The organism is Arthrobacter sp. J156, from assembly GCF_056172865.1.
Genome location: NZ_CM149650.1, coordinates 3519923 through 3532437 on the forward strand (window position 1 = coordinate 3519923; position 12515 = coordinate 3532437).

The following is a 12515-nucleotide window of genomic DNA, read 5'->3' on the forward strand; positions in this document are numbered from 1 at the left end:
AGCAGACCCCGAGAGGAAGCCATGACCACGCAGACCACGACCGCCACGGGCGTGCGGACCATCAACCACTTCATCAACGGCGCCGAGACGGCCGGCGAGGGCACCGCCACGCAGCCCGTCTACAACCCGGCGACCGGCGAGGTCACGGGCGAGCTGCGGCTCGCGGGCCCGGCCGACCTCGAGGCCGCCGTCGCCGCCGCGCGGGCCGCCGCCGACACATGGGGCGAGGTCTCGATCGCCCGCCGCACCGCGGTCCTCTTCAGGTTCCGCGAGCTGCTCGCCGCGCACACCGACGAGCTCGCCCGCATCGTCACGAGCGAGCACGGCAAGGTGCTCTCCGACGCGGCCGGCGAGATCGGGCGCGGCCTCGAGGTCGTCGAGTTCGCCTGCGGGATCTCCCAGTCGCTCAAGGGCGAGTACTCGGACCAGGTCTCCGGCGGGATCGACGTCTTCTCCTTCCGCCAGCCCCTCGGCGTCGTCGCCGGCATCACGCCGTTCAACTTCCCCGTCATGGTGCCCCTGTGGATGGCGCCCGTCGCGATCGCCGCCGGCAATGCGTTCATCCTCAAGCCCTCCGAGCGAGACCCCTCCGCGAGCCTGCTCATCGCCCGGCTGTTCCAGGAGGCCGGCCTGCCCGACGGCGTCTTCACCGTCCTGCACGGTGGCAAGGAGACGGTCGACGGGCTGCTCACGCACCCCGACGTCGACGGGATCTCCTTCGTCGGCTCCACCCCGATCGCCCGGTACGTCCACGAGACCGCCACGAAGCACGGCAAGCGCGTGCAGGCCCTCGGCGGCGCCAAGAACCACGCCGTCGTCATGCCCGACGCCGACCTGGACCTCGCCGCGGACCACCTCACCGCCGCCGCGTTCGGCTCCGCCGGCCAGCGCTGCATGGCCATCTCCGTGGCCGTGGCCGTCGGCGCCGCGGGCGACGCGCTCCTGGACCGGCTCGTGGACCGGGCGAACGACATCACCGTGGCCGACGGCACGGACCCCGCCGCCGACATGGGACCCGTCATCACCCCGGCCTCGAAGACCCGCATCCAGCGGATCGTCGGCGAGGCCGGCGAGGCCGGCGCCGCCGTGCTCGTCGACGGGCGGGAGCTGGTCGTGAAGGACCACGAGGAGGGCTTCTTCATCGGCCCCACGGTGATCGACAAGGTCACCACCGAGATGAGCGCCTACACCGAGGAGATCTTCGGCCCCGTGCTCGTCGTGGTCCGCGTCAACTCGCTCGAGGAGGCCATCGAGCTCGTCAACGCCAACCCGTACGGCAACGGCACCGCGATCTTCACCTCGTCCGGGGCGCACGCCCGCACCTACACCCGCCGCATCCGCGTGGGCATGGTCGGCGTCAACATCCCGCTGCCCGTCCCCGTGGCGTGGCACTCCTTCGGCGGCTGGAAGGACTCGCTGTTCGGCGACCACCACATCTACGGCCCCGACGGCGTGCGCTTCTACACCCGCGGCAAGGCCGTGACCCAGCGCTGGCCCGAGCCGGCGCAGGAATCCACGGCCTCCTTCAACTTCCCGTCCAACTAGCCCCGCAGGAAAGGGACGCAGGACATGAACGACATCCAGCGGCACATCACGATCGGCACGGCCCCCGACTCCTGGGGCGTCTGGTTCGCCGACGACCCGAAGCAGACCCCCTGGCAGCGCTTCCTCGACGAGGTCGCCGAGGCCGGCTACAAGACGATCGAGCTGGGTCCCTACGGCTACCTGCCGACCGACCCGTCGCGGCTTGCCGACGAGCTCGCCGCCCGGGACCTGAACGTCTGCGCCGGCACCGTGTTCACGGCCTTCCACCGCGGGCTCGACGGATCGGCGGGCGCCTGGGAACAGGCCTGGGAGCCGGCCCGCAAGGTCGCCGAGCTCACGGCGGCGCTCGGCGGGCAGCACATCGTCGTGATCCCGGCCATGTGGCGCGACGACGTCACGGGCGAGGCCGTCGAGGACGAGCACCTCTCGGCCGAGGCCTGGTCCTCGCTCTTCGCCGGACACGACCGGCTGGGGCGGATCCTGCAGGAGGAGTACGGGCTGCAGCAGCAGTTCCACTCGCACGCCGACTCGCACGTGTGCGGCCAGGCGGACATCGAGACGTTCCTGCAGAACACCGACCCGAAGCTGACGACCCTGTGCCTGGACACGGGCCACGCGGAGTACGGCGGCGCGTCCTCCGTGGAGCTCATCGAGAAGTACCCGGAACGGATCGGCTACCTGCACTTGAAGCAGATCGACCCGCAGGTCCTCGCCACCGTCCGTGAGCGGAACCTGACCTGGGCCGCCGCGAACCTCGCCGGAGTCATGGTCGAGCCGCCCGCCGGCCTGCCGGACCTCGGCGCCGTCATCGACGCCGTCGAGAAGCTCGAGAGGCACGTCTACGGGATCGTCGAGCAGGACATGTATCCCGTCGCGGACTTCTCCGTCCCGCTCCCGATCGCAACCCGGACGCGCCGGCACCTGCTCTCCTGCGGGTCCCGCACCCGCGTCTGACACCCTCCACCCTCCGCCCGGTCCCCGGGCCCCACCCCTGAAAGGAGCAGCCGTGGCAGAGACGCTTCGCGTTGCCGTCATCGGAGCCGGACGCATGGGCGCCGACCACATCCAGCGCCTGCACCACCGCATCAACGGTGCCGAGGTCTCCGCCGTCGTCGACATCGACCTGGACCGCGCCCGCGCGGCCATCGAGGGGATCCCCGGCGCCGTCGCGCTCGCCGACGCCGCCGAGGCGCTCGAGGGCCGGGACGTCGACGCGGTCCTCATCGCGACCCCGGGCTTCCTCCACAAGGACATCCTGCTCGCCGCGCTTGAGCGCGGCCTGCCGATCCTGTGCGAGAAGCCGCTGACGCCCGACGCCGCCTCCTCGTGGGAGATCGTCCAGGCGGAGGCCGCGCTCGGCCGCCAGCTCATCCAGGTGGGCTTCATGCGCCGCTTCGACGCCGACTACGTGCGGCTGCGCGAGTCGATCCGCTCGGGCGAGTTCGGCGAGCTGCTCATGCTGCACCACCAGCACCGCAACCCCGACACCCCGCCCGGCTTCACCAACGAGATGCTCATCAACGACTCGGTGGTCCACGAGTTCGACGCCGTCCGCTTCTTCACGGGCGAGGAGATCACCTCGGTGCAGGTCCGCCTCGGCAAGCCCACCCGGCACGCGCCCGAGGGCCAGCACGACCCGCAGCACGTGCTCCTGGAGACCGAGTCCGGCGTGCTCGCCGACGTCGAGATCTACGTCAACGCCCAGTTCGGCTACGAGGTGGCCACGCAGGCGACCCTCGAGACCGGCATCGTCTCCATCGGCCACGACGCCGGCCCCTACGTCCGCAGCGCCGGCCGCTGGGGCGGGATCGTCGCCCCCGGCTTCGAGGCCCGCTTCGGCGCGGCCTACGACGTCGAGATCCAGGCCTGGGCGGACGCCGCGCGCCGCGGCGCGATCGCGGGTCCGAGCGCGTGGGACGGCTACGCCACGGCCGCGTGCTGCGAGGCCGGGGTCGAGGCCCAGCGCACGGGCGGCAAGGTCGCCGTCGTCCTCAACGAGAAGCCCGCGCTCTACGCGTAACCGACAGGAGAGACGCCCATGAAGATCGCCCTGGATCCCACCCCCTTCCACCACAGCCATTCCGTCCTCGAGTTCCCACAGCTCGCGGCGGACCTCGGCTACAAGTACCTGCAGCTCACCCCGCACGCGGACGTCGTTCCGTTCTTCACCCACCCGAAGGCCGACGACCGGCTCGTGGGCGGGCTGCGCGACGCATGCCGCGCCGCCGGCGTCGAAATCGCCTCCGTGCTGCCCGTGCTGCGCTGGTCCTCGCCCGTCGAGTGGGAGCGGGAGGCCGCCGTCCGCTACTGGAAGCGCGCCATCCAGATCGCCGTCGACCTCGGCGTGCGGCAGATGAACACGGAGTTCTCCGGCCGCCCGGAGCACGCCGAGGCGTCGGAGGCCGCGTTCTACCGCTCCCTCGAGGAACTCCTGCCCCTGATCGAGCGCGAGGGGATCGACGTCGCGATCGACCCGCACCCGGACGACTTCGTCGAGGAGGGGCTCGCGGCCTGGCGCGTGATCCGCGGCGTGAACTCGCCGAACCTCTCGTTCGTCTACGTCGCCGCGCACTCCTTCCACATGAAGGACGCGCCCCTGGACATCATGGACGCCGTCGGGGACCGCCTGCGCGTGGTCCACGTGGCCGACACCATGAACCACCACGCCTCACACGGCCTGCGCTACATCACCAACCCGCCGGGCAACCCGGTGCGCGTGCACCAGCACCTCAAGATCGGCGACGGCGACGTGAACTGGGACGAGTTCTTCGGCGGCCTCGCGGAGAACGGCTTCTACGGGCGCCAGGAGTCCGTCATGGTCTCCTCGGTCTTCGCCGAGAACGAGAACGCGCACGAGGTCTCCCGCTACCAGCTACGGGCCATGCAGGAGTACGTCTCCAGCACGCAGTAGCCCGGGGCCGCGGACGACGACAGCCCCGGAGGACGACGAACGGTGAACCGACCCATGACCCTGCCCGTTGCACCCGGCACCGCCACGACGGCGGACCACGGAGAACCCAACAAGAACCTCAAGCGCATCATGGCCGTGAGCACACTTGGCGGCCTCCTGTTCGGCTACGACACGGGCGTCATCAACGGAGCCCTGCCGTTTATGGAGGAGGACCTCGGGCTGACGCCGTTCACGACGGGGCTCGTGACGAGTTCCCTGCTCCTCGGGGCGGCCTTCGGGGCCATGTTCGGCGGCCGGCTCGCCGACCGCTACGGGCGCCGGCGCATGATCATGGCCCTGGCGGGCGTGTTCCTGATCGGCACGCTCGGCGTCTCCTTCGCCCCCGCGGTGGCCGTCATGGTGCCGTTCCGGTTCATCCTCGGCATGGCCGTCGGCGGCGCCTCGGTCATGGTCCCGGTGTTCCTCGCGGAGGTCTCGCCCGCGCACCTGCGCGGCCAGATGGTCACGCGCAACGAGCTGATGATCGTCGTGGGCCAGCTCCTCGCGTTCATCACCAACGCCGTGCTCGGCAACGTCTGGGCCGATCAGCTGCACATCTGGCGCTGGATGCTGGTGCTCGCGACCCTGCCGGCGATCGCCTTGTGGATCGGGATGCTCCGCGTCCCGGAGTCCCCGCGCTGGCTGGCCTCGATCGGCAGCTACTCCGAGGCGTTCGAGGTGCTCCAGCGGATCCGCAGCGCGGCGTTGGCGCGGCGCGAGCTCGCCGAGGTCACCGAGGCCGCCCGGCAGGACTACGAGGCCACCAAGGGAACGGTCGCCGACCTCAAGGCGCCATGGCTGCGGCGCGTGTTCCTGATCGGGATCGGGATCGCGGTCTGCCAGCAGATCACGGGCGTGAACTCGATCATGTACTACGGCACGGAGATCCTGAAGCAGGCCGGCTTCGGCACGCAGGCGGCCCTGACGGCGAACATCGCCAACGGGGTGGTCTCGGTCGTCGCCGTCTTCTTCGGGATCTGGCTGCTCGGCAAGGTGGGGCGCCGGCCGATGCTCATCACGGGCCAGCTGGGGACCATCTCCGCGCTCGCGCTGATCGGCTTCTTCTCCTCCGTGCTGCCGGAGGGAACGGCCCGCGGCTTCGTGATCCTGTCGCTGACCGTGACCTTCCTGGCGTTCCAGCAGGCCTCGATCTCGACGGTCACGTGGCTCATGCTCTCCGAGATCTTCCCGCAGCGGATCCGCGGCCTGGGGATGGGCGTGGCGACGTTCGTCCTGTGGATCGTGAACTTCGGCGTCGGGTTCTCGTTCCCGATGCTCGTGGACGCGATGGGCATCTCCAATACCTTCTACCTCTTCGCCGTCCTCGGCGTCGGCGCGGTGGTCTTCGTGAAGCTCTACCTCCCGGAGACCCGCGGCAAGACGCTCGAGGAGCTCGAGGAGGAGTTCCGTGCCGGCGACCGGGCCGCCCTGGCCCGTCCCGGCAGCGGCACGGTGGGTCCCCACCACGCCGCCTGAGAGCGGCAGCGGCACGGTGTGGGGGACCGTGCCGCTGCCTCATGCCCGGCGTGCCCGGGCGGGTCCCGCGTCAATCGTGTCCCGCCGGGGCTCGCCGCTCTCATTCTGCCCCCGGTGTGGCGCCGGGCGCACCTCCGGGAACCAGTACGACGGCGGGGCGTGCGACGACGGCGGGGGCGGGCGGAGGGACATGTCGTCCCCCGCCCGCCCCCGCCGTCGGAGTGAGGGGGCGGCCCGCGTCAGCGGAGCCCGGCGTTCCCGGCCGCCTCCAGCAGGACGCCCGCGGCCACCTCGAGGCCCTCGATGCGGCCGAGGGAGGTGTCCTCGTGCTCGATGTGGACGGCCATGTCGGGGTCGACGCGGTGCAGTGCCGCGAGGAAGCGGGTCCAGAATCCGGCGTCGTGCCCGCGGCCGAGCGCCACGAAGTCCCAGGCGGAGTCCTTCGGCCACTCGTTGACGTACTCGTGCCCGCCGAGCCCCGTGCGCTCCTCGTCCTCGCGGAGGCGGCGGAAGCGGTCGTCGAGGACGCCGTAGACGGCGGCCTCCGGGTTGATCCGCACGTCCTTCGCGGCGGCGTGGACCACGAGGTCGCCGAGGTAGTCGACGGCCGCGACGGGGTCCATGTGCTGCCAGAACAAGTGCGAGGGGTCCATTTCAGCGCCGACGTTGGCGGTGCCCGCGCGCTCGACGAGCCGCTTGAGCGTCGGCGGATTGAAGACGAGGTTCTGCGGGTGCATCTCGATCGCGACCTTGACTCCGTGCTCGCCGGCGAGCTCGTCGATCTCCTTCCAGAACGGCACGGCGACCCGGTCCCACTGGTAGTCGAGCACGTCGAGCGCGCCCGAGCTCCAGGGGTTCACGATCCAGTTCGGGACGGTGGCGCCGGGCTCCCCGCCGGGGAGCCCCGACATCGTGACGACGCGGGTCTGGCCCAGGGCGCCCGCGACGCGGATGGCCCGGCGCAGCTCCTCGGCGTGCTTCGGCCCGATCGCCGGGTCGGGGTGCAGCGGATTGCCGTTGGCGTTCAGGCCGGCGAGCTCGATCCCCTTCTCGGCGAAGAGGCCCAGGTAGTCGTCGCGTGCGGATCCGCTCGCGAGGATCTGCTCGACGGGCAGGTGGACGGGTGGCAGGAAGCCGCCCGCGTTGATCTCCGCGGCGTCGAGCCGGAGGGAGGCGAGGACATCGAGGGCCTCGGCCAGCGGGCGGTCGTGGAGGATGGCGGTGTAGACCCCGAGCTTCACAGCGTCACCAGCTGTCCGCCGGCGAGGGCCGAGCGGGTCACGGCCTCCAGGAGCTCCATGTTGTGCAGGCCCTCCTCGAACGTCGCGCAGCGCGGCAGCGCCCCGTCTTCGATCCCCGCGACCTCTTCGAGGAAGGCGCGGGCCTGGTAGACGAACGCCTCGTTCTGGCCCACGCCCATGCCGGGGGCGTCCATGGCGAGGCCGCCGCCGAAGTAGGGGTGCTCGGGGCCGAGGAGGACCTGACGGTAGCCGTTGGACTTCGCCGGTCCCTCGTTGACGAAGAGCTGGACCTCGGCGGGGCGGCGCTGGTCCCACACCGCTGCGCCGTTCTCGCAGAAGACCTCGAACGTGAGCGTGGTCGGGTGGCCGGCGGCGACGCGGGAGACCTCGAAGGAACCGGTGCCGCCGCCGGCGAACGCTGCATTGAACGCCGCGTAGTCGTCGTTTTCGACGGCCTCGAGCTGCTCCGAGACCTCCGTGTGCTCGTGGCCGAACACCGCGCCGAGGGGCACGGGACGCTCGGTGATGGCGGTCGCGAGGCGGCCACCGGCGACGGAGGAGATGTCGCCGCACAGGAACTCGGCGACGTAGGCGAGGTGGCTGCCGACGTCGGCCAGGGCGCCGGAGCCCGGGCCACCCTTGAAGCGCCAGCTCATGGGGGCCTGCGGGCTGCACGCGTAATCGGTCCAGTAGCGGCCACTGAAGTGCAGCACCTTGCCGAGCGTCCCCGATTGGATGAGCTCGCGGACGTAGGCGATGCCCGGGGTGCGGCGGAAGGTGAAGCCGATCCGGGCCAGCGGCGCGGCCTCGGCGGCGATGCGGGCCATGGCGCGGGCCTCGTCGAGCGAGTCGCTGAGCGGCTTCTCGCACAGGACGTGCTTGCCGGCGGCGAGGAGCCCCTCGACGATCTCGCGGTGCAGGTGGTTCGCCACCACGACGCTCACGACGTCGATGTCGTCGGCCGCGGCGATGTCCTGCCACGTGCGGTCGTAGCGCTCGTAGCCGAATCGCCGCGCCGCGAGGGTCCCGAACTCCTCGTTGATGTCGGCGATCGACACGAGCCGGATCGGCGGGAGGGTGGGGCTGTTGATAGTCGATGCTGCGTGGTAGGCGGCCGCGTGTCCGCGGCCGGCCATGCCGGCGCCGATGACGGCGACGCCAAGTGCCTTGGCCATGTCGTACCTCTTCGTCTGGAGGGTGGGATGGTGGTGGGTGGCGTCACATTTGGAGCGCTCCATTGAATTCTCCATTTGAGAGTATGTCCTGTCAATACCTCTCGGGTAGTGTGGTCATCCGAGCGCCCGGAGCGGCCGGGCGGACGGCCTTTTCCCAGGGGGAGCGGTGGCGGCCAAACGCCCGACGATCTACGACGTGGCCCGCGAAGCGGGCGTCTCCAAGTCCCTTGTCTCGCTCGTCCTGCAGGGCTCGGACAAGGTCTCCGCGGCCAAGCGCGACGCCGTGCGGCGGGCCATCGCCACGCTCGGATACCGGCCCAGCCGGGCCGCCACGACGCTCGCGGCCAACCGCAGCCGGACCATCGGGGTCCTCGTCGACGACTACACGAACCTGTGGTTCGTCGAGCTGCTCAAGGGGCTCCGCGCCGCCGTCGAACCCCGCGGCTACAAGGTCCTGCTCGGCGACATCGCCTCGGGTGGTCCGGATGTCCGGGCGAGCCTCGAGGGTTTCCTCTCCCTCGACGTCGACGGGCTCGTCATCGCCGCCGAGGCCCTGCCCGATTCCTCGCGCGACCTGGGGATCCCCGTCGTCGTCGCGGGCAACCGCGCCGTCCGCCACCCGGGCGCCGTCGTCGTCGCCGGCGACGACGCGCTCGGCGCCGAGATGGCCGCCCGGCACCTGCTCGGCCTCGGCCACCTCCGCCTCGGCCACCTGACCGGGCCCGGCGAGGCGGCCCGGGTCCGCGCCGAGGCCTTCCGCGCCGCCGTCGAGGCGCACCCCGGGGCGTCGCTCACCGTCCGCGCGGCCGAGGGGACGCTCGAACCCGACGGCTACGCGTCCGCCGTCGAACTCCTGGGCGACGCGCCCGAGGTGACGGCCGTGCTCGCCGCGAACGACACGATGGCGCTCGGCGCGGCCGCGGCCCTGCGCGGGGCCGGGCGGAGGATTCCCGAGGACGTCTCGCTCATGGGCTACGACGACTCGCCCCTGGCCGGGTCCCACCTGCTGGACCTCAGCAGCGTCGACTACCGCGGCGTCGTCGTCGGATCCGACGTCGGCGCGGTGCTCCTCGAGTGGCTCGACGGCGGTTCCCCCTCCGCCCCGCCGCAGGCCGCGCCGCGCATCGTGCCGCGCGGCTCCACGGGGCCGGCGCCTACGGGGCGGTGAAGGGAAGGCGCGGGTCGACCTCCTGGGCGTCCCACGTGGAGCGCACCCAGCCGTGGTGCGGATCGTCGCTGATGAGCCACTCGCGGACCCGCCCGGGACCGGCCATCACATTGAGGTAGTAGAGGTCGTAGCCCGGGGCCGCCATCGCGGGGCCGTGCCAGCCGTAGGGGACCAGGACGACGTCGCCCGTGCGGACCTCCGCGGCCACGTCGATCGGGCGCTCGTCGGAGGCGTAGACGCGGGCGTAGCCGACGGCGTCTGCCTCCGCCGGCGCGCCGGAGCCGCTCGCGGTGCGGGTCTCGAAGTAGTAGATCTCCTCGAGGTTCGTCTCGCCGTCCTTCTCCTCGTCGTGCTTGTGCGGGGGATAGGAGGACCAGTTGCCGGCCGGGGTGATCACTTCGCAGACGATGAACCGGTCCGCCTCGAGGGCGGCCGGCGTGCCGAAGTTGTGGACCTGGCGGGAGCAGTTCCCGGCGCCCCGGAGCTCGACGGGCGTCTCGGCCGCCGTGACGAGGCGGGCCGGGTACTCCTCGCGCGCCGGCGCCAGGGCGATCGCGACGCGGCCACCGGCCTCGGACGAGAGAGTGAGCGCGGTCCCGGTTCCCGTGTAGAGGACGTCGGAGGGGCCGTCGAAGACGGAACCGCGCCCCGCGAGCTCGTACCGCGCACCGCCCGCTTCCACGGTGAACGAGCCTTCGAGCGGAACGACGATGCGCTCCTCCGCAGCGGCCTCGAGCCCGACGCTGCCGCCCGGGGCCAGGTGGGCCACCTTGAGCCCGGTGTGGCGCCAGCCGGCGACGGCCCTCGCGCTGTCGTGCGCACCGAGGGACACGGCCCACGGGCCGTCGGCGGCGGAACCTGCGGGGAACACCCAGTCGCTCATGGGGGCCTTTCGATCGGTGGCGGCGCGTCAGCGCTGCACGAGGGTCATTTCGAAGCTGTAGGAGTCGGCGCGGTAGACGTGGGAACCGGTCTCGACGGCGCGGCCGGCGTCGTCCATGGCCGTGCGCTCCATCGTGACGAGGGCCGCCCCCGGGGCGACCTCGAGCCGCCGGGCCTGCTCCTCGCCCGCGGAGACCGCGCCGATGCGCTGGTTGGCGAGCCGGAAGTTCACGCCCGCTTGGCGCAGGAGGCGGTACAGGCCCTCGCGGGACAGCTCGGCCTCGGTCATCTGGGCGACGTCGTCGCGCACCCAGTTCTCCATCACAGCCAGGGGGGCGCCGTCGACGCGCCGCAAGCGCGTGAAGTGGTACACGCCGACGCCGGGGGGCAGCTGGAGCAGCTCCTGGACGCGCTCGTCGGCCGGGGAGTGCGCGAAGCGGAGGACCTCGGTGCTCGGGGTCTTGCCCGCCCGCTCGAGGTCGTCGTTGAGGCTCGTCAGCTCGAGGTGGCGGCGGACCTGGCTGGCCACGACCTGCGTGCCGACGCCGCGCTTGCGGACGAGCAGGCCGGAGCGCACGAGCTCGTCCATGGCCTTGCGCATCGTGGGCCGGGACAGGTTCAGCTGCTGGGCGAGCTCGATCTCGTTCGCGAGCCGGCTGCCGTGCTCAAGCGTCCCGTCGTGGATCGCCGCCTCGATCCCCTGCACGATCTGGTGGTACAGCGGAACGGGGGACGAGCGGTCGATGGGGATGTTCAACCCGGTGGTCATGGAAACTCCTCCGCCCTACCTCAGGATGTCAAATTGATAAGACAAAGATACGCCCCGACCGTACCTCATCCCGGGATCCCGTGGCGGGTCCGGCGAGGGCGTGCCCCCAGCGTAGGCGCATCTTGGAAAGGATGTAAATATGTCCTGACATACTATTGACATCTGTGATGGCGGTCACCATGATTTCTAGTCAGGAGGGGCGCCGCGTGGGGCGGGGCCCAACCCCGGGACCGCGTCCAGCGGCCCGGACGTGAACCGAAGGAGATTCCCGTGTCGTCGAAGCATTCCTGGCGGAAGATCGCCGCCGCCGCCCTGGTCGTCCCGCTCCTGGGACTCGCCGCCTGCTCGAGCGAGGGCGGCCGCGCCCCCGCCGCCGAGGCGGCCGGCGGGGGCGGCAACGCCGTCACCACGCCCGAGCTGAAAATCGCCCTCATCACCCACGCCCCGGCGGGAGACACCTTCTGGGACATCCTGCGCAAGGGCGCGGAGGAGGCCGCGTCCAAGGACAACGTCTCCCTGCAGTACCTCAACGACGAGGACGGCGGACGCCAGGCCCAGCTCATCGAGCAGGCCGTGGACCAGGGCGTCGACGGCATCGCCGTGACGCTCGCGAAGCCCGACGCCATGGCCTCGGCCCTCAAGAAGGCCGCCGACGCCGGCATCCCGATCGTCAGCCTGAACGCCGGCGAGGACCGTTTCAAGGAGCTCGGCGCGTTCACGCACTTCGGCTCCGACGAGAAGCTGGCCGGCGAGGCCGTGGGCGAGCGGCTCGCGGAGGACGGCTACGACCACCCGATCTGCGTCATCCAGGCCCAGGGCCACGTCGGCCTCGAGAACCGCTGCGCCGGCGTCAAGGCCAAGGTCCCCGGCACCGAGATCCTCTACGTGCAGGGCACGGACATGACGCAGGTCGAATCCACCGTGACGGCCAAGCTGCAGTCCACGCGGGACGCCGACGTCATCATCGGCCTCGGCGCGCCGATCACCCTGACCATCCTGAAGTCCGCCGAGACCGCGGGCAGCGAGATCAAGGTCGCCTCCTTCGACATGAACCCCGAGCTCGCGCAGAAGATCGTCGACGGCGAGGTCATCTTCACGGTCGACCAGCAGCCGTGGCTCCAGGGCTACGGGGCGGTCGACGCCATCTGGCAGGCCCACCGCGGCGGCTTCCAGATCGGTGGAGGGCAGCCCGTCCTGACGGGCCCCACCATCATCGACGCGGAGAACGCCGACGCCGTGCTGGAGTTCGCCGCCGAGGGCATTCGTTAGTCCGAGGCCTTCCGGGTCCCCGGGGGCGGCGGCCGCGCCG

At 71.4% G+C, this 12515-nt stretch carries 11 protein-coding genes; 7 read left to right on the forward strand and 4 right to left on the reverse strand.

Features of this window, described 5'->3' with window-relative positions; genetic code table 11:
- Positions 1-21: 21 nt before the first annotated feature.
- Genes AC0QR5_RS16270 through AC0QR5_RS16290 form a run of 5 tightly spaced genes read left to right on the forward strand, consistent with a single transcriptional unit; the run spans position 22 to position 5971 of the window.
- Positions 22-1545 carry a CoA-acylating methylmalonate-semialdehyde dehydrogenase gene (locus tag AC0QR5_RS16270; protein ID WP_329863130.1) on the forward strand — a complete coding sequence of 508 codons (1524 nt, stop codon included), beginning with the start codon at positions 22-24 and terminating at the stop codon, positions 1543-1545.
- Positions 1546-1569: 24 nt separating this feature from the next.
- Positions 1570-2499 carry a sugar phosphate isomerase/epimerase family protein gene (locus AC0QR5_RS16275; RefSeq protein ID WP_329863129.1) on the forward strand — a complete coding sequence of 310 codons (930 nt, stop codon included), beginning with the start codon at positions 1570-1572 and terminating at the stop codon, positions 2497-2499.
- Positions 2500-2551: 52 nt separating this feature from the next.
- Entirely contained in the window at positions 2552-3565 is a 1014-nt protein-coding gene (locus AC0QR5_RS16280) for a Gfo/Idh/MocA family protein (RefSeq protein ID WP_329863128.1), read from the forward strand.
- A gap of 18 nt (positions 3566-3583) precedes the next feature.
- Positions 3584-4456, forward strand: coding sequence for a sugar phosphate isomerase/epimerase family protein (locus tag AC0QR5_RS16285; RefSeq protein ID WP_329863126.1), 873 nt, complete (start codon positions 3584-3586; stop codon positions 4454-4456).
- Between the two features lie 42 nt (positions 4457-4498).
- Entirely contained in the window at positions 4499-5971 is a 1473-nt protein-coding gene (locus tag AC0QR5_RS16290) for a sugar porter family MFS transporter (RefSeq protein ID WP_329863124.1), read from the forward strand.
- Between the two features lie 239 nt (positions 5972-6210).
- Here the strand turns inward: AC0QR5_RS16290 and AC0QR5_RS16295 are convergent, their stop codons facing one another.
- The gene (locus AC0QR5_RS16295) at positions 6211-7212 is read right to left on the reverse strand and encodes a sugar phosphate isomerase/epimerase family protein (protein ID WP_329863121.1); all 1002 of its coding nucleotides are present in this window, start codon (positions 7210-7212) and stop codon (positions 6211-6213) included.
- Positions 7209-8387 carry a Gfo/Idh/MocA family protein gene (locus AC0QR5_RS16300; RefSeq protein WP_329863120.1) on the reverse strand — a complete coding sequence of 393 codons (1179 nt, stop codon included), beginning with the start codon at positions 8385-8387 and terminating at the stop codon, positions 7209-7211. Before AC0QR5_RS16300 ends, AC0QR5_RS16295 begins: the two co-directional genes overlap by 4 nt.
- Positions 8388-8553: 166 nt before the next feature.
- On the opposite strand from AC0QR5_RS16300, the gene AC0QR5_RS16305 reads away from it, so the two are divergent.
- Positions 8554-9555, forward strand: a complete 1002-nt coding sequence (locus AC0QR5_RS16305; RefSeq protein WP_329863118.1) for a LacI family DNA-binding transcriptional regulator — start codon at positions 8554-8556, stop codon at positions 9553-9555.
- On the opposite strand, the gene iolB is transcribed toward AC0QR5_RS16305, so the two are convergent.
- Entirely contained in the window at positions 9542-10438 is an 897-nt protein-coding gene (iolB, locus tag AC0QR5_RS16310; protein WP_329863116.1) for a 5-deoxy-glucuronate isomerase, read from the reverse strand. The genes AC0QR5_RS16305 and iolB overlap by 14 nt on opposite strands.
- Before the next feature lie 27 nt (positions 10439-10465).
- The gene (locus tag AC0QR5_RS16315; RefSeq protein WP_329863114.1) at positions 10466-11206 is read right to left on the reverse strand and encodes a GntR family transcriptional regulator; all 741 of its coding nucleotides are present in this window, start codon (positions 11204-11206) and stop codon (positions 10466-10468) included.
- 270 nt (positions 11207-11476) lie between these two features.
- On the opposite strand from AC0QR5_RS16315, the gene AC0QR5_RS16320 reads away from it, so the two are divergent.
- Positions 11477-12475: a substrate-binding domain-containing protein gene (locus AC0QR5_RS16320; protein WP_329863112.1), complete on the forward strand. Its 999-nt coding sequence runs from the start codon at positions 11477-11479 to the stop codon at positions 12473-12475.
- Positions 12476-12515 lie beyond the last annotated feature (40 nt).

Excerpts from the sequence above, each read along its gene's own strand:
- AC0QR5_RS16270 (WP_329863130.1), top strand. The coding sequence starts at position 22 with ATGACCACGCAGACCACGACCGCCACGGGCGTGCGGACCATCAACCAC.
- AC0QR5_RS16275 (WP_329863129.1), top strand. The coding sequence starts at position 1,570 with ATGAACGACATCCAGCGGCACATCACGATCGGCACGGCCCCCGACTCC.
- AC0QR5_RS16285 (WP_329863126.1), top strand. The coding sequence starts at position 3,584 with ATGAAGATCGCCCTGGATCCCACCCCCTTCCACCACAGCCATTCCGTC.
- AC0QR5_RS16300 (WP_329863120.1), bottom strand. The coding sequence starts at position 8,387 with ATGGCCAAGGCACTTGGCGTCGCCGTCATCGGCGCCGGCATGGCCGGC.
- iolB (WP_329863116.1), bottom strand. The coding sequence starts at position 10,438 with ATGAGCGACTGGGTGTTCCCCGCAGGTTCCGCCGCCGACGGCCCGTGG.
- AC0QR5_RS16315 (WP_329863114.1), bottom strand. The coding sequence starts at position 11,206 with ATGACCACCGGGTTGAACATCCCCATCGACCGCTCGTCCCCCGTTCCG.